At 67.4% G+C, this 25,326-nt stretch carries 24 protein-coding genes and 1 riboswitch; of the genes, 11 read left to right on the forward strand and 13 right to left on the reverse strand.

All coding sequences use genetic code 11. The features are described 5' to 3' along the window. Nucleotides 1–42 precede the first annotated feature (42 nt). The 8 genes from wecB to cbiB all read right to left on the reverse strand — a co-directional run bounded on the left by wecB (nt 43) and on the right by cbiB (nt 8,351). The gene (wecB, locus tag DTPSY_RS12665) at nt 43–1,209 is read right to left on the reverse strand and encodes a non-hydrolyzing UDP-N-acetylglucosamine 2-epimerase (protein WP_015913894.1); all 1,167 of its coding nucleotides are present in this window, start codon (nt 1,207–1,209) and stop codon (nt 43–45) included. A gap of 277 nt (nt 1,210–1,486) precedes the next feature. Then, nucleotides 1,487–2,545, reverse strand: coding sequence for a nicotinate-nucleotide--dimethylbenzimidazole phosphoribosyltransferase (cobT, locus tag DTPSY_RS12670; RefSeq protein ID WP_015913895.1), 1,059 nt, complete (start codon nt 2,543–2,545; stop codon nt 1,487–1,489). 104 nt (nt 2,546–2,649) lie between these two features. After that, nucleotides 2,650–3,411 carry a 5,6-dimethylbenzimidazole synthase gene (gene bluB / locus DTPSY_RS12675; protein ID WP_015913896.1) on the reverse strand — a complete coding sequence of 254 codons (762 nt, stop codon included), beginning with the start codon at nt 3,409–3,411 and terminating at the stop codon, nt 2,650–2,652. Nucleotides 3,412–3,456: 45 nt separating this feature from the next. Further along, nucleotides 3,457–3,648, reverse strand: a riboswitch (cobalamin riboswitch). A 19-nt stretch (nt 3,649–3,667) separates the two neighbouring features. Next, the gene (locus DTPSY_RS12680) at nt 3,668–5,158 is read right to left on the reverse strand and encodes a cobyric acid synthase (RefSeq protein WP_015913897.1); all 1,491 of its coding nucleotides are present in this window, start codon (nt 5,156–5,158) and stop codon (nt 3,668–3,670) included. Next, a complete protein-coding gene (locus DTPSY_RS12685; RefSeq protein ID WP_015913898.1) occupies nt 5,155–5,565 on the reverse strand; it encodes a DUF3037 domain-containing protein in 411 nt (136 codons plus the stop codon). The genes DTPSY_RS12680 and DTPSY_RS12685 overlap by 4 nt, the downstream gene beginning before the upstream one ends. After that, nucleotides 5,552–6,337: a HipA family kinase gene (locus tag DTPSY_RS12690; protein WP_041839058.1), complete on the reverse strand. Its 786-nt coding sequence runs from the start codon at nt 6,335–6,337 to the stop codon at nt 5,552–5,554. Before DTPSY_RS12690 ends, DTPSY_RS12685 begins: the two co-directional genes overlap by 14 nt. 20 nt (nt 6,338–6,357) lie before the next feature. Beyond that, entirely contained in the window at nt 6,358–7,383 is a 1,026-nt protein-coding gene (locus tag DTPSY_RS12695; RefSeq protein WP_238526534.1) for an aminotransferase class I/II-fold pyridoxal phosphate-dependent enzyme, read from the reverse strand. Next, complete coding sequence (gene cbiB / locus DTPSY_RS12700; RefSeq protein WP_015913901.1) at nt 7,365–8,351, reverse strand: adenosylcobinamide-phosphate synthase CbiB; 987 nt, start codon at nt 8,349–8,351, stop codon at nt 7,365–7,367. Before cbiB ends, DTPSY_RS12695 begins: the two co-directional genes overlap by 19 nt. Before the next feature lie 209 nt (nt 8,352–8,560). Here cbiB and DTPSY_RS12705 point away from each other — a divergent pair, with 209 nt between their 5' ends. The 10 genes from DTPSY_RS12705 (at nt 8,561) to DTPSY_RS12750 (ending at nt 19,994) form a co-directional block, all read left to right on the forward strand. Then, on the forward strand, nt 8,561–9,109 hold the full coding sequence (locus DTPSY_RS12705) for a GspH/FimT family pseudopilin (protein WP_148215376.1): 549 nt from the start codon (nt 8,561–8,563) through the stop codon (nt 9,107–9,109). A 13-nt stretch (nt 9,110–9,122) separates the two neighbouring features. After that, complete coding sequence (locus tag DTPSY_RS12710) at nt 9,123–9,704, forward strand: GspH/FimT family pseudopilin (RefSeq protein WP_015913903.1); 582 nt, start codon at nt 9,123–9,125, stop codon at nt 9,702–9,704. Continuing rightward, nucleotides 9,689–10,402: a type IV pilus modification protein PilV gene (pilV, locus tag DTPSY_RS12715; protein ID WP_015913904.1), complete on the forward strand. Its 714-nt coding sequence runs from the start codon at nt 9,689–9,691 to the stop codon at nt 10,400–10,402. Before DTPSY_RS12710 ends, pilV begins: the two co-directional genes overlap by 16 nt. Before the next feature lie 37 nt (nt 10,403–10,439). Next, nucleotides 10,440–11,351: a PilW family protein gene (locus DTPSY_RS12720; RefSeq protein ID WP_015913905.1), complete on the forward strand. Its 912-nt coding sequence runs from the start codon at nt 10,440–10,442 to the stop codon at nt 11,349–11,351. 20 nt (nt 11,352–11,371) lie between these two features. Next, nucleotides 11,372–12,133: a pilus assembly PilX family protein gene (locus tag DTPSY_RS12725; protein WP_015913906.1), complete on the forward strand. Its 762-nt coding sequence runs from the start codon at nt 11,372–11,374 to the stop codon at nt 12,131–12,133. An 82-nt stretch (nt 12,134–12,215) separates the two neighbouring features. After that, nucleotides 12,216–15,833, forward strand: a complete 3,618-nt coding sequence (locus DTPSY_RS12730; protein WP_015913907.1) for a pilus assembly protein — start codon at nt 12,216–12,218, stop codon at nt 15,831–15,833. 116 nt (nt 15,834–15,949) lie between these two features. Further along, nucleotides 15,950–16,372: a type IV pilin protein gene (locus DTPSY_RS12735; protein WP_015913908.1), complete on the forward strand. Its 423-nt coding sequence runs from the start codon at nt 15,950–15,952 to the stop codon at nt 16,370–16,372. 56 nt (nt 16,373–16,428) lie between these two features. Continuing rightward, nucleotides 16,429–17,013 (forward strand): Uma2 family endonuclease, encoded by a 585-nt coding sequence (locus tag DTPSY_RS12740; protein ID WP_015913909.1) that lies wholly within the window; start codon nt 16,429–16,431, stop codon nt 17,011–17,013. A 33-nt stretch (nt 17,014–17,046) separates the two neighbouring features. Continuing rightward, the gene (gene ribD / locus DTPSY_RS12745; protein WP_015913910.1) at nt 17,047–18,159 is read left to right on the forward strand and encodes a bifunctional diaminohydroxyphosphoribosylaminopyrimidine deaminase/5-amino-6-(5-phosphoribosylamino)uracil reductase RibD; all 1,113 of its coding nucleotides are present in this window, start codon (nt 17,047–17,049) and stop codon (nt 18,157–18,159) included. Between the two features lie 131 nt (nt 18,160–18,290). Beyond that, nucleotides 18,291–19,994, forward strand: coding sequence for a phospholipase D family protein (locus DTPSY_RS12750; protein WP_015913911.1), 1,704 nt, complete (start codon nt 18,291–18,293; stop codon nt 19,992–19,994). Here DTPSY_RS12750 and DTPSY_RS12755 read toward each other — a convergent pair. The 4 genes from DTPSY_RS12755 to DTPSY_RS12770 form a co-directional block, all read right to left on the reverse strand. After that, a complete protein-coding gene (locus DTPSY_RS12755; protein WP_015913912.1) occupies nt 19,954–20,970 on the reverse strand; it encodes a tRNA dihydrouridine synthase in 1,017 nt (338 codons plus the stop codon). The two genes, DTPSY_RS12750 and DTPSY_RS12755, sit on opposite strands and share 41 nt — an antisense overlap. Before the next feature lie 94 nt (nt 20,971–21,064). Beyond that, on the reverse strand, nt 21,065–22,237 hold the full coding sequence (locus tag DTPSY_RS12760) for a methyltransferase (protein ID WP_015913913.1): 1,173 nt from the start codon (nt 22,235–22,237) through the stop codon (nt 21,065–21,067). An 8-nt stretch (nt 22,238–22,245) separates the two neighbouring features. Next, nucleotides 22,246–22,767, reverse strand: coding sequence for a GNAT family N-acetyltransferase (locus DTPSY_RS12765; RefSeq protein WP_015913914.1), 522 nt, complete (start codon nt 22,765–22,767; stop codon nt 22,246–22,248). A 155-nt stretch (nt 22,768–22,922) separates the two neighbouring features. Next, nucleotides 22,923–24,359, reverse strand: a complete 1,437-nt coding sequence (locus DTPSY_RS12770) for a coniferyl aldehyde dehydrogenase (RefSeq protein WP_041838875.1) — start codon at nt 24,357–24,359, stop codon at nt 22,923–22,925. 115 nt (nt 24,360–24,474) lie between these two features. Here DTPSY_RS12770 and DTPSY_RS12775 point away from each other — a divergent pair, with 115 nt between their 5' ends. Continuing rightward, complete coding sequence (locus DTPSY_RS12775) at nt 24,475–24,879, forward strand: GFA family protein (RefSeq protein ID WP_015913916.1); 405 nt, start codon at nt 24,475–24,477, stop codon at nt 24,877–24,879. A gap of 83 nt (nt 24,880–24,962) precedes the next feature. Here the strand turns inward: DTPSY_RS12775 and DTPSY_RS12780 are convergent, their stop codons facing one another. Continuing rightward, complete coding sequence (locus DTPSY_RS12780; RefSeq protein ID WP_015913917.1) at nt 24,963–25,268, reverse strand: hypothetical protein; 306 nt, start codon at nt 25,266–25,268, stop codon at nt 24,963–24,965. Nucleotides 25,269–25,326: the final 58 nt, after the last annotated feature.

A 25,326-nucleotide genomic window follows, 5' to 3' on the forward strand; every position in this document is an offset into this window, starting at 1 on the left:
ATAGGCGGTAAAAACATCTATCCAGGACATGGTGCTGCTCCTCTAGACACTCAGGGCCGCAACCGCGGGCGCAGCCGCATGTGCGGGCGCGGGCGCGGGCGCGGGCGCCAGCATCTGCTCCAGCCGTGCCACGATGCGCTGGGACGCCTGGCCATCCCCAAAGGGGTTGGCTGCGGCCTGCATGCGGCCGTAGGCCTCTCCGTCGTCCATCAGATGGCGCACGGAGCGCACGATCAACTGGCGGTCGGCCCCGACCAACGCGGCGCAGCCCGCATCGATGACCTCCGGCCGCTCGGTTTCTTCACGCAGTACCAGCAGCGGCACCTTGAAGGTCGGCGCCTCTTCCTGCAGACCACCCGAGTCCGTGAGCAGCAGCCAGGCATCGGCGATCGCCTGCTGCATGGCCAGGTAGTCCAGCGGCGCCGTCAGGCGCACATTGGGCAGCGCGCCCAGGTGCCGGTGCACGGGGTCGCGTACCACGGGATTGAGGTGCACCGGGAACAGCACGGTCATCCACGGGAACTCGCGGGCGATGTCGGCAATGGCCGCACACACGTTGTCGATGTCAGGCCCCCAGTTCTCGCGCCGGTGCATGGTGACGAGGATATGGCCGCGACCTTGCACACGACGGCGGATGTGATGGCGCTCGCACACCCACAATTGCGCGTCCACCACCGTATTGCCGGTCACCAGGATGTCGCGCGAGGCGATCCCCTCACGCTCCAGCGCCTGCGCTGCACGCAAAGTGGGCGCGAAGTGCAGGCGGCTGATGCGGCTGATCATCTGCCGCAGTCCTTCCTCGGGGAACGGGCGGCGCAGGTTGTAGGTGCGCAGCCCAGCCTCGACATGCAACACCGGCAGGCCATGGGAGAAACCCGCCAGCGCTCCCTGGAACGCGCTTTCGGTGTCGCCCTGCACGATGACGGCGCTCCAGGGCTGCTGCCCCATCACGCCTTCCAGTTGGCGGCGGCACCCGAGGCTGAAATCCAGGAGCGTGCTTCCCTGGCGCTCGAGCATATGGTCGGGCCGGATATCGAAGCAGTCCAGCATCTGCACGGCCATGTCGCTGTGCTGGCCGGTGTGCAGCCACACGGGGCGAACACTTTGCGCGCCTCGCAGGGCGTGATATACCGGTGCCAGCTTGATGATCTCGGGGCGCGTGCCGGAAATGATCAGGACGGGAGCGGGCTGTTCATCGATGCAAGTCATAAGGTGCCTCTCTTCCCTTCAACCTATCGATCAGCAGCCCCCGGGGGCCACTGCCGCGTAGCCGCTGGCGTCGCGCGCTGTGATTTTCACGCGCCCTTACCAGGGTTTCAATAGGTCACTTGGTAGAGAAGATTCTTACTACTTTTTCATCAATTGGCAAATTCGATCGATAGTATTTAACTATTTACCCGGTGCGTGATAGGACAGCTTCTGGTTGCACAGCCCCTTCGAATTCCTCATGCGCCCATCCTGAAGATGGCAAGTGCCGGCAAGACACTTAGCGCATCGCTCCGTCCACCCCGGCCGCTTGAAAACTCGCCATCTCGCGCAGCACGCGGCATGCCGACTCCAGCAACGGCCAAGCCAGAGCGGCACCTGAGCCTTCTCCCAAGCGCAGCCCCAGGTCCAGCAGCGGCTGCGCCTGCAAAGCCTGCAGCATGTGGCCATGGCCCCGTTCGCCGGAGCGATGGGCAAACACACAGCGCTGCAGCACGGCAGGCGCCAGGCGCACGGCCACCAGCACAGCCGCGCAGGTGATGAAGCCGTCGACCACGATCACACGACGCTCGGCGGCGGCCTGCAGCGCGGCGCCGGTGAGCGTGGCGACTTCAAAACCACCCAGGGCTGCCAGGGCCTCCAAGGGCTGCGTAGCGCCGGCGTTGGCCGCCAGCGCCTGCTCCAGCACGGCCTGCTTGCGCGCGATGCCTGCCGCATCCAGTCCCGTACCAGCACCCGTGCACTCGGCCAGCGGCACGCCCGCCAGACGCGCCAACAGCAGGGACGCCACGGACGTGTTGCCGATGCCCATCTCGCCCAGCAGCAGCGCGTTGCCGGGCATGGCGCGCACGATATCCATGCCGTTGCGCAGCGCCTGGGCGCACTGCGCCTCGGTCATCGCAGGGCCGACGCTCGCGTCCTGCGTGCCCGCCGCCACGCGGCAGTGCACCAGGCGGGGCGCACCGGGAACGGCGTCGCGCGCGGGTACTTCGCGCGCCACGCCGCAGTCGGCCACGGTGAGCTGAAGGCCGTGCTGCCGCGCCAGCACGCTCACGGCTGCGCCGCCTGCCAGAAAGTTCTCGACCATCTGCCAGGTCACGTCGCTCGGGTAGGCCGATACGCCTTTGGCCGTCAGGCCATGGTCGCCCACGCACACCAGCATCTGCGGCGCCTGCAGCATGGGTGATTCGGTACCTTGGATCTGGCCCAGACGGAGGGCGAGTTGCTCCAGGCGCCCCAACGCACCCAGTGGTTTGGTCTTGTTGTCCAGCTTGTGCTGCAGGGCCTGCGTCAGCGGCAGATCGGTGAGGTCAGCAACGAAAGGCAGGTCAATGATCATGGCGTGTTTCGATTGTCAAAAAAGGTCCAGCGCAACCCCGACTCACGGGGCGCACATCCAGAAGTGGCCGTATTGCGGGGCGGGCCCCATGCCTTGTGGCTGGCTTATGCCGGTGCGGTTTGGCGACTGCACTGCGCCGCAGCCTGGTCGCACCGCAGATGCGCGATGAGGGGCTGCTGGTCGTCGCGCTGCCCCCATTGCTCGAAGTACACCAGGTCTTCCACGGGCAGGCGCGGAAGCCAGCCAGCGGTTTCCAGTTCGGGCTTGGCGTGGAAGTGGCTGACGTAGCCGACACACAGGTAGGCGATGGGGGTGATGCCCCTGGGAATACCCAGCGCCTGCTGCAGGTCGGCCTGGTGAAAGATGCTCACCCATCCCACCCCAAGCCCCTCGGCGCGCGCGGCGAGCCACAGGTTTTGCACGGCACAGACGCTGCTGTACAGGTCCATGGTTTTCATGTGGGTACGCCCTACCACCACCGGACCGGTGCGCTCGCGGTCGCACGTGATGCAGAGGCCGATGGGCGACTCCAGAATGCCCTCGAGCTTGAGACGCTGGTACACCGCGCGCTTGTCGCCCTCGAACATACCGGCCGCTTCGGCATGGGCCTTGGCGAAGGCACCATGCACCCGGCGCTTGGTGTCCTGCGATCGCACCACCAGGAAGTTCCATGGCTGCATGAAGCCTACGGAAGGCGCATAGTGCGCCGCGGTCAGGATGCGGCTGAGCACCTCGTCTGGTACCGGAGTGGGCAGAAACTGCCCGCGCACATCACGGCGTGAAAAGATGGTGTGGTAAATGGCGTCGCGGGCCTCTTGCGTAAAGGCGTGAACGCTTTGCGTGGCTTGCGCCTGCGCGGTATTCATGGCAGTCCCCTGTGCGTGAATAGGTCGCACGCTGCCTGGCCTTGCAGCGCGATGAACGTTCAGGCCGGTCTTCTGGCTTGGATTCATCTGACCCGCCGCGCCTTCCCGGCCTTGGCGGCCAGTGGCATTGAGCGGGGGTCATCTTCCTTACAGCGTTGGGCACGCGGCGGACTCCAACCGCCTTCCCGATTCTCCCTTTGCCTTGCGGCAGCGGGCACCTGAGGACGGGGATGATAACAACCGCAGTTATCGTCCTTTACTGCACAGCGAGGGCATCCAACACCCCAGGCTCGAAGTGCCGTGCGATGCCGGCGGCCAGCCCCTCAAACACCGCATCCAGCGTCGGAGCGTCGGCACCGAACAGTGCCCGCAGCACGGCTGCGTCCTCGAACAGGCCGTGCAGGTACAGGCCCAGCACATTGCCCCCGGGGTTCTGCCACGCCAACCCGGGAATGAGTTCGCGCGCCACATCGCCGCTGGCTGCCATGGCCGGGTGCTGAGCAGTCTGGCCGTGGTGGATTTCGTAGCCTTGCACAGCCACGCCGGCGAGATGCCGCCAGGCGCCTTGTACGGCGCCGAAGCACTGGCGCGTGGGCCGCACGGTTTTGGTGGCCTCGAAGCTCGTCACCAACGGCAGCAGGCCCAGGCCGGGGCCATTGCCGTCCACCCCCACGGTGTCGATCAACGCCTCGCCGAGCATCTGTAGCCCACCGCAGACTCCCAGCACACGGCCACCGCGTGCCGCATGCGCAGCAATCGCCGCGTCCAACCCCTGTGCGCGCAGCCAGGCCAGGTCAGCCGCCGTGGCCTTGCTGCCGGGCAGGATGATCCAGTCGGCACCATGAACGTCGGCCGGGCTGCGCGCCCAGGACAGGCGCACGCCGGGCACGTTCTTGAGCGGCTGGAATTCGTCCAGGTTGCTGATGCGCGGGTAGGCCACCACGGCGATGCGCGTGTGCACGGCACCGCTGGCGCGCGCACGGTCATCAAACACGCCGTCCTCCTCGGGCAGGCCGTGGTCCCACTGCATGGGGATGGTGGCGACCACGGGCACGCCGGTCTTGTCCTGCAGCATCTGCGGCGCGGGCGCCAGCAGCGCCTCGTCGCCGCGGAACTTGTTGAGCACGAAGCCGGCGATCAGCGCGCGCTCGTCTGCCGGCAGCAGCGCCCAGGTGCCGTACAGATGGGCGAAGGCACCGCCGCGGTCGATGTCGGTCACCAGCAGGCAGCGCGCCTGGGCGTGGCGCGCCACGCGCATGTTGACGATGTCGCTGGCGTGCAGGTTGATCTCGGCCGGCGAGCCCGCGCCCTCGATCACCACCACGTCGTTCTCGGCGCGCAGCGCATCCAGGGCCGCCGCGATCTGCGGCCACACCTTTTCGCTGCGGCCGCGCCAGGGCATTTGCGACAGCGCATCGCTCACCTGCCCCAGCAGCACCACCTGGCTGTGCGTGTCGGCCTCGGGCTTGAGCAGCAGCGGGTTCATGCGCACGTCGGGCACGGCGCGCGCGGCCAGGGCCTGGAAGTACTGGGCGCTGCCGATCTCTCCCCAGGCGCCGAAGCCGCCTGCTTCACTGCCCTCGCCGCCCGGGGCCGCCACCACGCGCGCGTTGTTGCTCATGTTCTGCGCCTTGAAGGGCGCCACCTTCAGGCCCTGGTTGCTGTAGTGGCGGCACAGCGCCGTGGCCAGCCAGCTCTTGCCGGCACCGCTGGTGGTGCCCAGCACCATGATGCAGCGCGCGCTCATGCGGGGCTCCGTGGCGTGGCCAGCGGGCGCACCATGCGGTCCATGATGCGATTGAGCGCCGAGCCGGTATCCGCGCACAGGCCCGTGTGTACGGGCGAGGTCTGGATGATGCTGCTGCGCCGCGCGGTGAGCCAGTGGAATCGCGCACGGTACGGCAGTTGCGCGATCGGCCCGCCCTCGGGCAGGCCCGCGCAGATGGCCACGATGGCGCGCAGGTGGCGGCGCACGGTCTCCACATCGGCGTGCGGGTCCAGCGCCCGCAGGCGCGCCTCGTCCAGCTCGATGGCGGCCTGCAGAAAGCCCGTGCGCTGGCACGAGACGATGGCGCCCGCGTTGATGAATTCCTCGCGCTCCACGCGCGGCACCACGCGCACGATGGCGTAGTCGTAAACCTCAGCCGCGCGCATCGATCGCTCCTTGCAGCCAGCGGCCCCGGTCGGCCAGGCGGGCCTGAAAATAGTGCAGGTAGGCCGCGCGGTGCGCGGCCGGGTCGGCCAGCGGGTCGCCTTCGCGGTCCGCCGCGGCCTGCGCGAGAAACCCGTCGGGCACGCCCGCCAGTATGGCCTGCAGCACGTCCGGCGTGAGGCGTGGCGCCAGCGCGGCGTCCGCCTGCGCGAGCCGCGTGGCGCGCGGCAGCAGCACATGCTCGGCGATGGGCGCGAAGGGTTTGCCGGGATCGGCCACCGCGCCGTTCCAGGCGTGGTGGAAGGTCAGGCTCGCGCCATGGTCGATGAGCCAGGGCTGGCGGTGCCACATGAGCAGGTTGGTGTTACGCGCGGTGCGGTCCACGTTGCCGATGAGGGCGTCGAACCACACCAGGCGCGAGGCGAAGTCGTCCGTCACCACGTCGGCCGACGGGTCGAAGTTCACTGCGCCCGAGAGGTAGTCCAGCCCCACGTTGACGCCCGCGCTGGCGCGGATCAGGTCCTGGATCTCGGGATCGGGCTCGGTCTGCGCCAGCGCCGGGTCGAGCTGCGCGAGCACCACCTCGGGCATGGGCAGGCCCAGGGCGCGCGCAATGCCGCCGGCGATGATCTCGGCCATGAGGGCGCGCACGCCCTGGCCCGCGCCGCGGAACTTGAGCACGTACATGCCCAGGTCATCGGCCTCGACCACGGCCGGCAGCGAACCGCCCTCGCGCAGCGGCGTGACGTAACGCTCCACCGTGACGGTACGCAGGGGTGGGATGGATTCAAAACTCATGCCGAATGGTAGCCGGCGCCCAGGCCCGCCCAGGCGGCCCGCAGCGCCTGCTGCGACGCCGGCGCCAGCACGCCCAGGCGCACATGGCCCGGCAGCCCGAACGATGTGCAATCACGCAGCTTGATGCCCCGCGCGCGCAGCGCCCGTAGTGCGGCGGGCAGGTCGCCTGGCGGCGGCTGCACTGTGAAGAAGTTGGCCAGGCTGCCCGGCAGCACCCGCCAGCCCATACCCGCGCACAGCCGCAGCTGCGCGGCCTTCCAGTCGCGCAGCGTGGCCAGCGACTGCGTCAGCCACGCCTGCGTGTCCGCCTGCACCCAGGCCCCCAGCAGCGCCACGCCGTCCGCCCCCAGCGGCCAGGACGGCGCCAGCGCCCGCACGGCGGCGGCCCGCGCCGCGTCGGGCGCAATGGCATAAGCGGCGCGCACGCCCGTCAAACCCAGGCCCTTGTTGGGCGACCAGAGCTGCCACACGCCTTCGGGCATCGCCGTGGCGCGGCCGTCCAGCCGCAGCGGGGCATAGGCGCAGTCCAGCACGCGCAGGCCGGTGCATGGCGCGTTGGCCCGCGCCCATTGCACGAGTGCCTCGTCCGCCGTGCCCAGCGGGCTGGCAGGCTCGCAGGCCCAGTGCAGCGCGGGCTGCCCTGTCGCTCTCACCCGCGCCAGCCCCCATGCATCGGCCGCGCGCGCGTAGTCGCCATAGCCATGCGCGGGCAGCACGGCATGGCGCAGGCCGGCGCGCGCAGCATGGGCACTGATGCGGTGAATGAATTCGCTGGCGCTGGCCGCAAGCACCACGCGCTCAACCGCCACGCCATGAAACGCCGCCAGTCGCGCGCTCAATGCGGTGTAGGCCGGGTCGGGATAGTGGCGGTGGTCGGCCTGCTGCAGCGCCGCCAGAGCCTGCGGACAGGGGCCGCAGGCGTTGGCGTTGGTGGAAAAGTCGTGCAACGGCACGCCCAGCGCATCCGGGCCGCCGTGCACCGCCTGCGTCACGGCGCTGCCCGTCACCCCACGGCCCGGCACGACAGCACCGCGGCCAGCGCCAGCGCCGCCACGGGCACCAGCAGCAGCACCGCCTGCGACCCGAGGGAGGCCGCGCGCCGTGTGTCCAGCGGCCCGGCCTGGCGACCGCGCGGATGCAGCACATACACGTTGGGCTTGGCCAACCGCACGCCCAGCGCCAGCGCCATGGCCGCCATGGGCCAGCCGCTGTTGGGCGAGGGCGTCTTGCGCGCCTCGTGCGCCAAGGTGCGCAGCGGCAGGCCGCGCGCCACCTGCGCCAGCAGCAGCGCGGTGAGGCGCGCGGGCAGCCACGAGAGCACGTCGTCCACACGGGCGGCCCACTTGCCCGCCCACTGCCAGTAGCGCCCGTCGCGCATACCGGGGTAACCCCACATCGCATCGGCCGTGTTCGCAAACCGGTAGAGCGCCGCGCCCGGCAGGCCCAGCAGCACGAACCAGAAGATGGGCGCGACCACGGAGTCGCTGAGGTTCTCGGCCAGCGACTCGATGGCCGATTCGCGCACCTGCGCGGCGTCCAGCCGCTCCACATCGCGGCTGACCAGCCGCGCCAGCCGCTCGCGCCCGGCGGGCAGCGACTGCGACAGGGCCACCTCCACCGCCAGCACCTCGCCCTTCAGCATGCGCCACGCCAGCAGCGGCTTGAGCAGCAGCACCAGCACCAGCGCCGCCAGCGGTGCGGGCAATTGCAACGCCAACCGCTCCAGGCCCAGGGCAACTATCAGAACAATAGCTGCCAGCGCACACCACATAAGCGCTCCAAGCCAAAAAGACTTGAAATCCTGCGCCCGAGGCGACAGCGGCGCAAGACGCTCGCCGCACCAGCCCAGCCCACACCCCATCCATACCACCGGGTGCAGGGGCGCGGGCGGCTCGCCCCACAGGGCATCAACGGCCAGCGCCAGCGCAGGCACGCAGGCCAGCGCGGCAACGCCCAGCCAGCCCAAGTTGTCAAATTGTCCAAACCACATGGGGCGAGCCTACCGCAGCCATGGCACCCAGCCGGGCAACAGACGGGTGCGAACCGGCCAGCGCCTGCAAAGCCGGGCCGGCGTCAGCCTTCATTTCGTTACGGGTTTGGTGCGCTAGATACAACATTCCCTGCCGTCTGTCCGCATTCGCCCCCCGTTCATCCACGCATGGGGCGGCAACCGGCCAGCCCCACCCTAGCATGGGCCGCATGCAACCCTCGCGTGTTTCCTGCCTCACACCTGCGCATCCGGGCCGCCGCACCAGCGTGCGTGGCTTCACCGTCATTGAACTGATGGTGACGGTGGCCGTGCTGGCCGTCCTGGCTGCGCTGGCCGCGCCCAGCTTTAACTCCATCATCGAGCGCTGGCGCGTGCGGCAGGCGGCCGAGGAACTGCAGTCCACTGTCTACATGGCACGCTCGGAAGCCATCAAGCGCGGCGGTGGGATTGCAATCGATGCCCCCGGAGGCTGGGACCAGGGTTGGAAGATCACCCACACCCAAGCCGGAGCCACCACCGACCTGCAAGTTAGCCCGGCGCCCACAAGCCTCAGCATCACCCAGAGCAATGGCAGCACCACGCTTTTCGTTGACCGCTGGGGCATGCTTTCTGAAACCGTTGGGGGCGCATCAACAACCATGGATGTCCTGCTCCACCCTGCCGGCAAAAGCACTACCGACAGCAGCGCCATCCGGCTATGCATCGCGGGTGGCGGACGCATCGTGCAAACAAAGCAGGGGGCTGCCTGCCCCCCCTGACCCCCGCCTCACCATGCGCGCCACAGCCACAACTGCCTTGCCCACCCGCCGAGTAACCGTTAGGGGGTTCACGGCCATCGAGCTCATGGTCACCGTTGCCATCCTGGGCGTTCTTGCCGCACTGGCGGCGCCCAGCTTCGCTGCTGTCGCTGAGCGCTGGCGCATTATGCAAACCACCGAATCGCTCAAGTCCACGCTGTACTACGCTCGCTCCGAGGCGATCAAGCGTGGCGGCAGTATCGCCATCCAGAAACTGGCCAATGGCACCAACGGCTGCACCACCGCCAGCGGCACCAGGGACTGGGGCTGCGGCTGGTACGTCTGCGCGGACACCAACGGCAACGGCACATGCAACGCCAGTGAACCCGTGCTGCAGCGCTACGACACCCCTGCCAACGTAGAAGTCACCCGCACCGGCGGCGGCACCAGCATCAAGATCAACCGCTGGGGACTGGTCAGCGGCACCTGGCTGGGCTTCAGCATCGTCCCCAAAGACCAGTCCACGAACCACCCCGCCGCGCGCGGCGTCTGCATGAGCTCTGGCGGACGCATCCGAGTCATTCCCCCCGAGGACATTCCATGCCGCAACAACTGAAACCCATGCCCCAAAAAGCTCGCCAGCGCGGCATTACCCTCATCGAATCGCTTGTCGCCATCGTCGTCGCTGCCCTGGGCATCCTGGGCGTTGTGGGCGTGCAGATGCGCACCCTGAGCGACACACAAACCACCGTGCGCCGCGCGCAGGCCATCCGCCTTATCGAAGACCTGAGCGAACGGCTGAAAGTGCACCCCAACGCCCTCAACGCCGTCAACCCCACGGCCGGGGGCACACAAAGCTACGTGGGCGACACCTGGGCCTCCGCACTGACGGCACCTGGCACCAACTGCGCCACAGGCCAATGCACGCCCGACCAGCTCGCCGCCTATGACCTGTGGGCCTGGCGCACGCTGGTGCGCAGCAGCCTGCCCGCGGGCGACGGCGTGGTCTTTCTCACCCAAGGTGAGGATGGCGACGCGGGCAACCAGCGGCAGCTCGGCGTGATGCTCCGCTGGCGCGAGAACGAGCGCGATATTGCCGATGCCGATGACAAAAAAATTCATAGAGACAATATCGACGCCGCCCAGGCCAAGAAAACCGATGGCACCTTCATTAGCGGCACGGGAAAAACCGCACTGGACAACGGCTGCGGCACGGCGGGCTTCACCTGCCACCTGCAATACATCCCTATCAGCGCCCGCTGCGCTCCCGATTTCTGGGCCGGCCAAACCTGGCACTTCTGTGCAGGCGCCTGATTCACGCGCACCCGCCCCATCCGCAAGGCCCCCCGGTATGACACACCTCACCCACCTCGCCCCTCGCCGCCCGCAACGCCAGCGTGGCGTAACCCTCCTTGAGCTGATGGTCGGCGTCGTCATCGGCCTGCTCACCGTGGCCGTTGCCATGGGTGCGCTCATGGTCTCGCGCGGCATCAGCGGCACGGTCAGCGACGCCAGTGAAATCCAGCAGCAGGGCACCTACGCCATGCGCGTGATCGGCCAACAAATGCGCCAGGCGGGCTCGCTCAAGCTCGACCTCATCCCCGCAGCTGCCCAAGCTGCCGCCGCCAGCAATGCCTTCGACCACCTGCTGCCGGTAGCATTGGAAGCCAGGGCCGACCCTGCCGCAGGCATCTCGGGCGACCCCGGCTGGGCCCCCGCCACCGACACCATCGGGTTCCTGAATGGCGGCCCCGTCGTCGGCTTTGCCAACGACACAACAGAAGTTCTCACGACCGGCACCGGATCCCCCCCCACAGGTTCGCAAACCGCCAACTGCCTGGGCCAGCAACCAAGCGGGGCCGCCACGCGCAGCAACTTCTTCCTGGCAAACGGTGAACTTCGATGCGGCAGCGGCATAGTTAACGACAACCAGCCCATCGTGCGTAACGTCGCCGCCTTCCAGGTGCGCTATCTGATGCAAGACATCACAACCACTCCCGGCATCCCCCAGATTAACTACGCCGCCTCCAATGCCACCGTCGAAGCCGTTGCCAACGGCTGGGCCAAGGTGCAAGCCGTCGAAGTCTGCCTGGAGCTGTTCGGCAACGAAGCCATTGACCTGCCAGCGGGCAGCACCTACACGGGCTGCGCCGGCCCGGTCGCCTACGACACCCTCACGGGCGCCCGCGCGCGGCGCATGCACCTCACTTTCCGCAACGTCTTCCAGTTGCGCGGCCAGGGCCAGACCGGCGCCGTGCTCTAACCATCGACGGGAACAACACCATGCCGCAACGCATGCCCCCTTCTTCACGCCACCCACGCCATCCACGCGGCACCCACCGCCAGGGCGGCATCGCCCTGTTCGTCGTCCTCGTCTTCGTCATGCTCTCCATGTTGCTGGCGCTATGGGCATCACGCACCTCGCTGTTCAACGAAATGGTGGTGGGCAACGATGCCGACTACCAGCGCGCCACCGAAGCCGCCCAGGCCCTGCTGCAAGACGCCGAGCTGGACATCCGCGGCGAGCGCGCAGATGGCGGCATGTGCACCGGGACGGCCCCCGTCTGCCGCCAGGGCAGCGTCGCCACGATGCCTGTGGAAGCGAAGGACGTCGCCAACCTGCTCGCCGACCTGGAAACCGTCAGCACCGGCCCCCGCTGCAAGAACGGCCTGTGCCTCAAGCGCACCGGCAATCAGGACTTCTGGAACGAAAGCGACGCCAATACGGGGCTGGCCGCCATGCAAGCCGTTGGCACGCGCTACGGCACCTACACCGGCGCCAAAGTGGGTGACGACGACGCGCCCGCCAATCCCATCCTGCGCAACACCGCCGCCGGACAAGGCGGCTGGTACTGGATCGAGGTGCTGCCCTACACCCCCGACGCGGCCAATGCCAGCCTCATCGCGGGCGGCAATGCCAACTACCTGGCCGTCAACGTCCAGCCCAACGTGATCTACCGCGTCACCGCCATGGCCCAGGGCCGCAAGGACAGCACGCGGGTCGTCCTGCAGCAAACCTATGTGCGCCACAGGCTCAAGGACTGATAGCTGCAAAATAAATAGCACATGACGCTTGACACATAAGCTCAAAACACCAATTTCACCCGAATTCAAACCGGAGAACGCCATGACTTTCCATGCCCCCTCCCACACCCGTTTCAAGAAAACCCTGCTCGCGTCGCTGATCGGCGCGGCGCTCGCGCCGCACACTGCGCTGGCGCTGGACTTTGCCCAGGCGCCGCCGGGCACGGTGGAGCCGTATGTGGCGCCGAACGTGATCTTGTCGCTGGACGATTCGGGCAGTATGAATACCGCAGACATGACACTCCCTGGGGTACTGCGAGATCCCAGTAGGCCTTACTGCAACAGAACAGGAGGGTGTAGCGGTGGCAACGCTTACAACCCCTGGGTAACCGCGCCCCAAACCCTTACCCGCACGAAGGTGCTGGCTGACGCCCTCAAGGACACGTTCAGTGACACCGCTCTGCTGCCCAACGGAAAAATCCGCATGGCTTGGCAATCCATGAATAACAGCACCACCGGCTCCGGCCTGACGCTCAGCGACCTGGGCACTGCCGCAGCAACGAATGGAACCAGCCACAACATGATGCGCGTACTGGACGCAACCCATCGCGCCAACTTCATCGCGTATGCCAATAAGTACAGTGCTAGCGGCAACACCCCCACCCATCGCATGGTGCAACGTGCAGACGACTACATGCGCGCGACTCCACACCAGAACGGCCCCTGGGCCGATGTTCCCGGCACAAAGCTGGCGGACGCGAAAAACGACAACAAACCACTGGGCTGCCGCCGCAATTACCACATCCTACTGACTGACGGTGGCTGGAACCAATACGTTCAGTCCACCACCCCCCTCAATTACGACAACCGCACGAGCCCCGACCTGCCCAACGGCAAACCCTATACCGCCACGGCGCAAACCCGCCTCTACCGGGATAGCGAGGACTTCACCACCATTGCCGACTGGGCCTTCCAAAGCTGGGCCAATCCGCTGCGCCCCGCCACTGATCTCCACGGCAAAGTGTCTCCCCTGCCCGAGTATGACAATGCGCCTGCCTCTGAAACCATCACGAACCGCGTGACCAAAACAACGGCCACGCTGGAGAAATTCTGGAACCCCAAATACGACCCGGCCGACTGGGCGCACATGGTTACTTTCACCATCGGTTTCAGCACGGACGCGCTTCCCCAGAAAAACTACAGCCTCAACAAAGACGGCACATCGGTCACGGATCAAGGCGCGATCACCGCTCCGACCACCCTGCTGCCCTATGGCGATGATGGCAATCTGGCCGACTATGCCAATGGCACCTATACATGGCGCGCTTACGGCGGCAGCTCCACTGGAACCACCGTTACCAGTACCCGCGACAGGGGGCACGACATGTGGCATGCAGCCCTCAACGGCCGGGGACGCTTCTACGCCGTGGAAAAGGGTGAAGATCTGAAAGAGGCATTCAGGCAGATCGTGCGCACCATCAACGCCGAAACCGAGCCAGACCGTGGCTCCACCGCCACCAGCGGCAGCAACGCATCACAGAACGACGTGGGTATCTTCACTGCCAGCTACGTACCCAAGGAGGGCTGGCGGGGCGCCGTATCGTCCGAGACTTTCAAGAGCGACGACGGCACCACCGTGCAAGCCTGGGACGGCAAGACCACGGCCGACAAGCTGGACGACACAGCTTTCAACGTGACCAACCGCCTGGTATTGACCTGGAATGACGACATCCCCTCCGGAAGTACGGCAGAAGTGGGCGGCAGGCCGTTCAAGTGGACCAGCGGCAATACCAACCTAAGCGCGGACCAGAAGGTCCTGCTGACCGCCACCGGCACGAATGGCGGCCCCTCGGGCACTGCTGGCGCCGATGGAAACAACCGTGTGAACTACCTGCGCGGCGTGCGCGATCTGGAGTGCCCCGACGCTGGCTGCACGACCGACAAACCTTTCCGCAAGCGCTGGAGCCGCCAGGGCAGCATCATCAATTCCGAGGTGTGGTACCTGGGCGCACCTACAAGCAATTACGCCCTGGAGGGCTACACCGCCTTTACACGCACCTGGGCCAAGCGCGAGCCCATGCTCTATGTGGGCGGTAATGACGGCATGCTGCACGGCTTTACCGCCGCGGACGGCACGGAACGCATCGCCTACGTGCCCCGTGGCGTGATGCGCGACCTGCCCAAGCTCACCAACCCGACCTTCAACAACAATCACCAGTACTTCGTCGATGGCTCTCCCATGACGGGCGATGTGTTCGACAGCGAGTGGAAGACCCTGCTGATAGGCACGCTGGGCGCGGGTGGCCGGGGCTATTTTGTGCTGGACGTGACCAACCCCGGCAAGACGGACGGCACAGGCAGCAGCAACTTCACCGAAACCAATGCGAACAGCCTGGTGGTGATGGACAAGACCCTCCCCGCCAGCACCACCACCGCGAGCAATGACGACGTGGACGACCTGGGCCATATCTTCGCCAAGCCGGTGATGGACGATGCCAACCCGCAACGCACCACGCAGATCGTGCGCATGAACGACAACCGCTGGGCCGCGGTGATGGGCAATGGCTACAACAGCGCCAACGGACGGCCCGTGCTGCTGATCCAGTATCTGGACGGCGCCAAGGAGCTGCTGCGCATCCCGGCCCTGACGACGGACACGGACAACGGCCTGTCGGCCCCCCGCCTGGTGGACATCAGCGGCGATGGCCGGCCAGACGTGGTGTACGCGGGCGACCTCAAGGGCAACCTGTGGAAGTTCCTCATCAACACCGAAGATGCCAGCCAATGGGGCGTAGCAACTTGGGAAGGCAAGGCTGCCGGCACACCGCTGTTCACGGCCAATCGCGGCACGGGACATTCGGCCAACACGAACAGCTCCACGCGGCAGTCCATCACCGCTGCCCCCTCAGCGCGGGTGAACGACCGTACCAAGACCACCGGCACCGGCACCAGCGCCGTGACCGGTGCCGTGGGCGGCATGATGGTGGCCTTCGGCACCGGCCGCAACGTGACCAAGTTGGACCAGGCAGAACTGCAGCAGCAGACGCTGTACTCCGTGCTGGACAACACGCGCTACGAGCGCGAAATGACCGGCACCGCCCCCAACGAGAAGCCGACTGGCCGCGTGAAGGTATGTGCCACCACTACCGGCGTCTGCGCCAAGCTGGTGAAAAGCAGCGACGACCTGCCCCATGCCGTGGCCCAAAGCGACTTGGTGCAGAGCACGATTCCCGACACAGCCGCACAGACGCGCGACGGCAGGAGTTTCTGGAAGCTGAATGCCTCTACCTTGAATTGGGCCGACAAGAAAGGCTGGTTCATGGACTTTCCCCTGACCCGCGAACGCCTGCTCAAGCCCATGCAGTTCTACGACGGCAGCAACCTGTTGATGGTGCCCACGCAAATTCCCGCCAAGGGATCGCGCCTGGACCCCGCAATCGAAAGCTGCGAAGGCGGTGCAGTTGACAAGGAAAGCCAGTACGTGACGTTCATCAACATCATGGACGGCCAAGCACCTCGCGTTCCGATCATTGACGGACCGAACGGCCTTGCCCGCTACGGCATGCCGCCGGGTGCCCTGACAATGATCGTAAAGGGCAATCGCATCCACATGCGTGGCAGACAGCCGAAGCAAGGCGGGACGGGCTCGGACCTCGTCGAGGAAAAGATGCGCCGCATGCCGGAAATGTCCTTGCGCCCGAATTGGCGCCAACTGAAATAACTCCACTGGAGTCACACCTTGATTGCTTGTGCCTCGCGCTGTTTGACTTCATAGAAACTCCTCTGAAGTCGGCTTCAGTTAGGTGCAACCAGCTATGCTTTTTGAATGGATTTGTGATGAAACACCAGCAACAAGGCTTTACCCTGATCGAGTTGATGATCGTGGTGGCGATCGTCGGAATCCTCTCGGCCATCGCCTACCCCAGCTATACCGAGTACGTGCGGCGCGGCCACCGTGCGGATGCGCGCGCCGGGCTGCTACAGGCGCAGCAGTGGCTGGAACGGGCGGCGACAGCCCAGGGGGTGTATCCCACCGCACTGCCGATTGCCCTGACATGGTCAGGAGACACCACCAAGCGATATGACATTGCCTTTCAAGCGGGTAACACCAATGCCGCTTTCACGCTTACGGCCGCACCCAAGGGCGCGCAGACGGGCGACAAATGCGGCACCTACACGCTGAGCAATACCGGCGTGCGTGGCGCCGCCGGCAAGAAATCTGGCGACACCGGCTACAACCCCGACTGCTGGGGCAAGTAATCCTGCTCTTGTAGGATGGTGCGATCCACAGCCCCATCACCCAAGGAGTACCGCACATGACTACTCCGACCGAGCCACAAGAGCAAACCAGCATCCAGGACTACCTCGACGGCGAGCAAGCCACCGAGACCAAGCATGAGTACCTGGGTGGGCAGGTCGTGGCCATGGGCGGCGCCAGTGACAAGCATGGTTTGATTGCTGGCTCTTTGCATGCAATGCTGCTCCCTGCGGCACGGCGTAAGGGCTGCCAGCTGTTCATGGCGGACATGAAGGTGCGCGTGGATCACGACGGTGACAGCGATTTCTATTACCCCGATCTGCTGTTGAGCTGCCAGCCGGACGACAAAGAACCCCCCTACTACCGGAGCCAGCCTTGCCTGCTGGTGGAGGTGCTCTCGCCCAGCACCGAGCGCATCGATACCCGCGAAAAGCTGCTGGCCTACCGCCTGCTGCCCAGCCTGCGCGAATACCTGCTGCTGCGCCAGGATCGCGTGCACGCCGACCTGTACCAGCTGGGCGACGAAGGCCGCTGGCAACATCTGGTGCTCACCCGGCCGGATGAGGTGCTGGCCCTGCGCTGCCTGGACGTGGCCGTGAGCCTGCGCGATGTGTATGCCGATGTGCCGGAACTGCTGGCATAGCACCATGGCCCGGCGCGCTACCATCGCTGCGCCATGACAGACGCCTCCCCCTTCATCAGCCAAGCGCTTGGGCTTGCCGCCCAGGCGCTTTTTCTTTCCAACCCCAATCCGCGCGTGGGCTGCGTCATCACCAGCGACGCGGGTGCCGTGCTGGGCCAGGGCTTCACCCAGCAGGCCGGCGGCCCGCATGCCGAGGTGATGGCGCTGCGCGACGCGGCGGCCCGTGGCAATGACGTGCGCGGGGCCACGGCCTATGTGACGCTGGAGCCCTGTGCGCACCAAGGGCGCACCGGTCCCTGTTGCGATGCGCTGATCCAGGCCGGCATAGCGCGCGTGGTGGCGTCGGTGGCCGACCCGAACCCGCTGGTGGCGGGCCAGGGCTTTGCACGGCTGCGTGCGGCGGGGGTCGCCGTGGAGGCGGGGCCCGGCGCAGCGGAAACACGCGAACTGAACATTGGCTTCTTCAGCCGCATGGTGCGCGGCATGCCCTGGGTGCGCATGAAGGCCGCGGCCTCGCTGGATGGAGTGACGGCCTTGGGCAATGGCGCCAGCCAGTGGATCACTTCCCCCGCCGCGCGCGCGGATGGCCATGCCTGGCGTGCGCGCGCCTGTGCGGTGCTGAGCGGCATAGGCACGGTGCTGGAGGACGACCCGCTGCTCAATGTGCGCGAGGTGGCCACCCCGCGCCAACCCCACCTGGTGATCGTGGACAGCCGGCTGCAGACGCCGCCAGGCGCACGGCTGTTCGACGTGGCGGACCGGCAGGTGCTGATCTACGCGGCTCAAGGCGAGGCCCAGGCGGCAGAGGCCTTGCGGGCGCGCGGCGCCACGGTGGTCGTGCTGCCCAATGCGCGGGGCAAGGTGGACCTGCCCGCCATGCTGCGCGATCTGGCGCGGCGCAGCGTGAACGAGTTGCATGTGGAGGCCGGCCACAAGCTCAACGGTTCCTTCCTGCGCGAAGGCCTGGTCGATGAAATGCTGCTGTACCAGGCCCCCCTGTTGCTGGGCAGCGGGGCCCACGGGCTGGCAAGCTGGGGGCCGTTGCAAGCCTTGTCGGACGGGGTGCGCATGGAGTTCCACAGCGTGCGGCAGATTGGGCCGGACCTGCGGGTGGTGGCCCGCGTGGCGGGGCGCGCGGACTTCTGACGGCACCCTTGGCGGGGAGTCAGCCATTGAAGTGGCGATAGCGACAGCAGCGCGGTTCGGCGCCGTTGTCCGACATCGGGGTGCGGCCGGCAGGGGCTATATAAACGCAGTTGCCGCACTCCCTCACGCTTATGCCCGCCGCCATCCCGCTCAGTCCCGCCTGGACCGCCCCGCTGCGCTGGTGCGCCATGGGCCTGCTGGCGTGGTTTTGCGGCGGCTGCGCCGGTCTGCCCAAGGATGTGGACAGGCCCGTGTCCACCGCGCTGGACACCTCGCAGCAGGCCACCGCGCTGGCCAGCCTGGTGCAGCAGCGGCGAACGGCGGCCGGCGCGCGCCATGCATCCGGATTCATGCTGCTCAGCGGCCCGCAGGAGGCCTATGGCAGCCGGCTGGCCCTGACCCAGGCGGCGCAAAAAACGCTGGACCTGCAGTACTACGCCATCCAGGCCGATGCCAGCTCCGGGCGGCTGCTGCGCGGGGTGGTGGCCGCCGCGCGGCGCGGGGTTCGGGTGCGGATTCTGCTGGATGACTTTCACAGCACGGGGCGCAATGCGCTGGTGATGCGCATGGCGTTCGAGCCCCGCATCGAGATGCGCATGTTCAACCCCGTGGCGGGCCCGCGCGCCTCCGCCCTGGGGCGGCTGTGGGGCTCCATCACCGACTTCTCGCGCGTGCAGCAGCGCATGCACAACAAGCTGTTCCTGGCCGACAACGTCATGGGCGTGACGGGCGGGCGCAACCTGGGCGACGCCTACTTCGGCAAGTCGCAGGCGGAAAACTTCGTCGATCTCGACGTGCTGGCCATCGGCCCGATCGTGGCCGACATGTCGCGCAGCTTCGACGCCTACTGGAACAACCCGCGCGCCTACCCCGTGCAGTCGCTCATCACGCGCGAAGAGTTGGAGCGTCTGCGAGCGCAGCTGCTGCGCAGCGATGACGATGACGATGAACCTGCCGCCGAAGCCGCGCCGGCACCGGCAACATCAACGCAGCCAACGCCGGCACCCGATCTGCCCGACGCCGCCCCCGCCTGGGACTCCCAACCCATGGACCTGCGCAACGCCGAATTCGTCTGGGCCCCCGCCGTGCTGCTGGCGGACCAACCCACCAAGATCCCGCTTGATGGCGACGGTGACGATGCGCTACCCAACGCGCCCCTGTCCGCAACGCGACCACCCGCGTCGCCCGGCGACACGGTGGTCGACGGCCTGCTCAATCTGATGCGCCGCACGCAGCGCGAGCTGCTCATCATCTCGCCCTATTTCGTGCCGGGCGACGACATGAAGCGCGCCTTTGCCGACGCGCGCGCCCGCGGCGTGCGCGTGCGCGTGCTGACCAACTCGCTGGCCTCCAACGACGCGCCCATCGCCCATGTGGGCTACGCGCGCCACCGCAAAGAGCTGCTGGCCATGGGCGTGGAACTGTATGAGCTGCGCAGCGAGCAGGCGGGCCTGGGCTCGGCCTTCGGCAGCTCGGGCAGCTCGGGCAGCGCAACGGGCGCGTCGCGGTCCATGCTGCATTCCAAGGTCATGGTGGTGGACGGCCGGCTGCTGGTCGTGGGGTCGATGAATCTGGACCTGCGCTCGCAGTTGCAGAACACCGAGATCGCGCTGCTGATCCGCAGCCGCGCGCTGGCGGCCGAGGCCGGCCAGCAGATCGATTCCGCCATGCGCGCCAACGCCTGGCATCTGCAGCGGGAGGACGACGGCCGGCTGGTGTGGCACGCGCCCGAGGGCAGCGGCCTGCAGGACGCGCACACCGACCCCGACAGCAGCGCCGGCCTGCGCCTGCTGCTCAAGCTGCTGGGGCCGCTGGCGCCCGATCACCTGCTGTAGCCGCCGCGCCCGCGCGGGCCACGGCCTGCGCCACCCAGGCACTGATGGCGCGCTGGTCGGTCATCACGCGCACCTGGTCGAACGCGTCCTGCGCCTGCGGATAGCGCCGGCGCAGCAGGTTCAGCCACTGCTTGAGCCGGCCCGCGCGCTGGCCCGGCTCCAGGTCCGCGCACACCAATTGCCAGAACCGCTCTAGCTGCGGCAGCAGCGCGGCCCAGGGCAGCGCGATGGTGTGGCGGCCCACGTCGTGCGCGCGGATGGCCAGCGCCAGCCCGGGGTCGGCGACGATGCCGCGGCCCAGCATCAGCGCGTCGCAACCCGACGCTGCGCGGCAGCGCAGCGCATCCTGCACGGTCCAGATCTCGCCGTTGGCCACCAAGGGAATGCGGACCGCCGCGCGGATCGCCGGGATCTGCTCCCAGTACGCGGGCGGGCGGTAGCCGTCGGCCTTGGTGCGTGCGTGCACCACCAGCTCGCAGGCACCGCCCTGCTCCATGGCCTGGGCGCATTCGCGCGCCAGGCTGGCGTCGTCATAGCCCAGGCGCATCTTGGCCGACACGGGCAGGTGGGCGGGCACGGCGCGGCGCACGGCCGCCACCACGGCGGCAATGGCCTCGGGTTCGCGCAGCAGGGCCGCGCCGCCGCCATGGCGGTTCACGGTCCGGGCCGGGCAGCCGAAGTTCAGGTCGATGCCCTCGGGCCCCAGCTCGGCCAGGCGGGCGGCGTTCTCGGCCATGCTTACCGGGTCCGAGCCCAGCAGCTGCGCCCGCACCGGCACGCCGGCCAGCGTGCGCCCGCCGTTCTTCAGCTCGGGGATGTAGCGCAGGAACACCTTGTCGGGCAGCAGGCTGCCGGTGATGCGGATGAACTCGGACACGCACCGGTCCACGCCACCCACCTGTGTGAGCACGTCACGCAGCACGAAGTCGAGTAGCCCCTCCATCGGGGCGAGCAGCAGCGGTGCGGATGCGCTCATCGGGACTTATGTATTAAATTGGCCTCTAACGCTTACTGGACAAGCGCTAGCAGCTATCAAAACCGTAGTTTTGCATGGCCTGCTGGCATGCGTGTCAGGGCTGCTGCGTACCGCCGGCCACGCCCAGGCGCCACAGCGACGTGACCTCGGCCGCGCGCGGGCCGGCCAGTGCGTCATCGCCGGCCGTGGCCTTGCCGTGGCGCGGACGGATGTCGTGGCGGCCGCGCACCTCCAGCCCCGCCGCCGCAATCCAGCCCAGCAGCTCAGCCCGGCTGCGCAGGCGCAGATGCTCGGCCAGGTCCGACAGGATGAGCCATCCCTCGCCGTGCGGCGCCAGGTGCGCAGGCAGCCCCGTCAGAAAACCACGCAGCATGCGACTGTCTTCGTCATACACCGCGCGCTCGATGGGCGCGCTGGCCTTGGCCGGCAGCCAGGGCGGGTTGCAGACGATGAGTGGCGCCCGCCCGAAGGTGGTCGCGGGCGGGAACAGATCGGTCTGCAGCAGCTGCACGCGGTCCTCCAGGCCCAGCCGCGTCAGGTTGTCCCGCGCGCAGGCCAGGGCACGCGGGTCCAACTCGGTCGCCACCACGCGGGCCACGCCACGCCGTGCCAGCACGGCGGCCAGCACGCCGGTGCCGGTGCCGATCTCGAAAGCGAGCGCATCCGCGCCCGGCGGCAGCGGGGCCTGGGCGACCAGGTCCACATACTCGCCCCGCACGGGCGAAAACACGCCGTAATGCGGGTAAATGCGTGCGCCCAGAGCGGGCACATCCACGCCCTTGCGGCGCCATTCGTGCGCCCCCACGGCGCCCAGCAACTCGCGCAGCGAGACAATGGTGGACTCCTGCAGCGCCGGGCCCCAGGCCTCGGCGCAGGCCGCGCGCCAGTCGGGCGCGCGGCGCAGGGCGATGCGCCAGTCGGGCTGCAGCTCAATCAGCAGCAGCCCCAGCAGGCGGGCGCGCTGTGCCTGCGCCTGGCGATGCAAATGAAAGGCGTGCGGGAACTCCGCCGCGGGCACGGCGTTGTTCCGACCGCCTTTGCCGCTCTTGCGCGGACGTTCGATACGGCGCTTGAGCGCGTCCAGCAGATGGCGCGCGTTCTGAAAGTCGCCGCGCCACAGCAGGCCCGTGCCTTCGCATACCAGGCGATAGGCCGCATCGGCAGCCAGCGTATCGTCAGCCAACACCACCCGGCGCGGCGCGCTGGCGCCGCTTTCGGAGCGCCACGGCGCGCTGCGGTCCTCGCCGTGTTCGCTCCAGTGGATCATGGCGGGGCTCAGTTGATCGGGCGCTTGAGGCGCACTTCCTCGATCTTCACGCCACCGACCACGGCGGTCTTGGCGGTCGTCATCTCGCGCTTGAAGCCGGCAAGTTCATGAAAGCGCAGGGCACGCTCATTGCGCAGCGGCACCCAGGCCGTCACGGTGGTGCAACCCTCTTCGTGCAGGCCGTCGCGCGCGGCGTCCCACAGGGCCACTCCGACCCCCTTGTTCCAATGCGAGGGGGCCGCGTAGATGGCCCAGATTTCACCGGTGGTGTTGCGCGTCTTTTCATCACGCGAGCGGTCGAAGCCGACGAAACCGACGATCTTGTCGCCGTCCACGGCCACTTGGACCTGGGGCTCGCAATACTCGATCGCCTCGCGCCAGTAGGCTTGGCGCTTCTCGACGGACGACATGGACTTCAACTGATCGTCAGGCAGCAGCCCTCGGTAAGCTTCCAACGCGGCGGAGGTATGAACCTGGGCAATGGCTTTGGCATCGCGAAGGGTGGCGGGACGAACCTGGATACTGGACATGGGAAAACGAAAGCAGGTGAAAAGCGAAAAACCCAGCATTTTCGCGCAAATGCCGCTTCGCCTCTCATGCCCCGCAGTTTCCACCTTGCCAACCCCGCCATTGCACGCAAACGCGGCCATCTGTGGCATAGCGCGCATGCCACGGCCACGCCGCGCTACATCAGGCGGCGCAGCAGCGCCATCACCTGGTCGAAACGCGCGCCATAGGGCGGGTATAGCAGGTGTCCCAGCGACCAGCGCGACTGCGCCAGCACCGACTTCTGATGGCAAAAGCGCAGAAAGCCCGCCTCGCCATGGTAGGCGCCCCAGCCGCTGTCACCCACGCCGCCAAAAGGCAGCGCGTCGTGCGCGATGTGCATCAGCGTGTCGTTCACCGAGACGCCGCCGCTCACGGTGCGCCGCAGCACATCATCGCGCACCGCCTCGCTGCGCCCGAACCAATACAGCGCCAACGGACGCGGGTGCGCGTTGATGTGGGCAATGGCATCGTCCAGGCGCTCGTAGCTGAGCACGGGCAGCACGGGCCCGAAGATTTCTTCCTGCATGAGCTGCATGTTCGGGCTGGCACCGAACACCAGCGTTGGCGCCATCTGCCGCCCTACCCCGTCGCCGATACCCGGAGGCGGTGGCGGGGGCGAGCCCGGCACGGGTTGCAGCACGTGTACCTCCGCCCCTTGCGTCTGGGCCTGCTGCAGCATGGTGCGCAGCCGTGCGAGGTGGCGTGTGCTGATGATGGAGGCGTAGTCCGGGTTGCCCTCGAAATACGGAAACAGCCGCGCCACCGCCACGCGGAACGCTTCGGCAAAGGCCGCCTCGTTGCCACGCGGCAGCAGCACGTAGTCGGGTGCGATGCAGGTCTGGCCCGCGTTGAGCAGCTTGCCGTGGGCGATCTTGAGCGCGGCCTCCTGCATGTCGCAGTCCGCATCGATGATGCACGGCGACTTGCCGCCCAGCTCCAGCGTGGTCGGCGTGAGATTGGCCGCCGCCGCCTGCGCCACCTTGCGCCCCACAGCGGTGGAGCCGGTGAACACCAGATGGTCGAACGGCAGCGATGCCACGAGCGCGGCCGTGGCCGCGTCGCCCTGCACCACGCAGAACTCTTCGGGTGCGAAGAACTGCGCCACCAGCGCGGCCAGTTGGGCGGACGTGTGGGGCGTGAGCTCACTCGGCTTGAGCATCACCCGGTTGCCCGCGGCCAGCGCACCAATGGCCGGCCCCAGCGCCAGCTGCACCGGGTAGTTCCACGGCGAGATGATGCCCACCACGCCCAGCGGCTGGCGCTCGATCCAGCCACGCGCGGGCTGCAGGAACAGCGGCGTGCGCACCCTGGTGCGCCGGCTCCAGCGCGCCAGATGCCTGAGCGTATGCCCCAGTTCCGCGCGCAGCACGAAGAGGTCGGCCACCTCCGTCAGGCGCTGTGAGCGCATGCCAAAGTCCGCTTGCACCGCCGCCGCCAGCACCGGCCCATGTTCGTCCAGCATCTTGGACAGCCGCAGCAAGCGCTCTCGACGCACCATCAAGGGCACATCGGGGTGGGCGCGGCTGGCTTGGCGTTGGAGGTCGAACAGGTGGCGGATGTCATCAGGGCTCATGCCGTGCATGATAGGGCTCGCCGCCCCACCGCCAGACCGAGCCGCGCGTGACATTGTGTTGCCGCCCTGCCCCCGTAAGATGCGCCCCTGCCCTTCCGCTTGAAAGGAACACGAGATGAACGGTCATTGTCTTTGCGGCGCAGTCCACTTCACGTCCCCCGTGGCCAAGGAAATCGGCGCCTGCCATTGCGGCTTCTGCCGCCGCTGGGGTGGCGGGCCGCTGCTGGCCGTGCATTGCGGGCCGGAGGTGGAGTTCACGGGTGAGGAGCATATCGGCGTGTATGCGTCCTCTGATTGGGCACAGCGGGCCTTCTGCACGCGCTGCGGAACACACCTGTACTACAAGCTGCTGGCGACTGGCGAATATTTCATTCCCGCCGGGGCCTTCGAGACGCAGGACTTCGAACTGGCCAGCCAGATCTACATCGACAAGAAGCCCGCGTACTACGCCTTCGCGAACCAGACGCCGACGCTCACCGAGCAACAGGTGATCGCGCAATACGGGCCGCCCAACGGCTGAATGCACGGGGTGGAGAGTGTTATAGCCTTTTAAGCCTCCAGCGCTTATCCAGCAAGCGCAAGCAGCTCATGTTTCAATAGCAATCAATGCACTTCGCGCGGCACGACGTCGGTGACGTCCGTGCTGCGCTGCGGGGCATGCGCCGTCGGGCCGGGCGCCGTCCAGCGCGCCGTGCTGCGGTACACGGTGCTCCACCCCTCGCGCGGGTTCATGCGCATCGCCCAGGGCATGACCGGGCGGCCCGTCAGGCGCGCCCACAATGCGCGGGCGCCCCACACGAGTGCCAGAACGGCGGCCGCGGCCAGCAGACTGAGGAAAAAAAGCGCACCCATGGCGAAGACCACGAGCCGCAACGTCCACCGGATCGCGCCGGCCACAATGTCGTTCAAACCATGCCCCTTTCTGGCAGATGAAGGCGCGGGAAAGGCCCGCGCCTTCGTTCAATGG

Origin of the sequence: [Acidovorax] ebreus TPSY, from assembly GCF_000022305.1 — a bacterium.
In the GTDB taxonomy this organism is placed as follows: Bacteria; Pseudomonadota; Gammaproteobacteria; order Burkholderiales; family Burkholderiaceae_C; genus Diaphorobacter; species Diaphorobacter nitroreducens.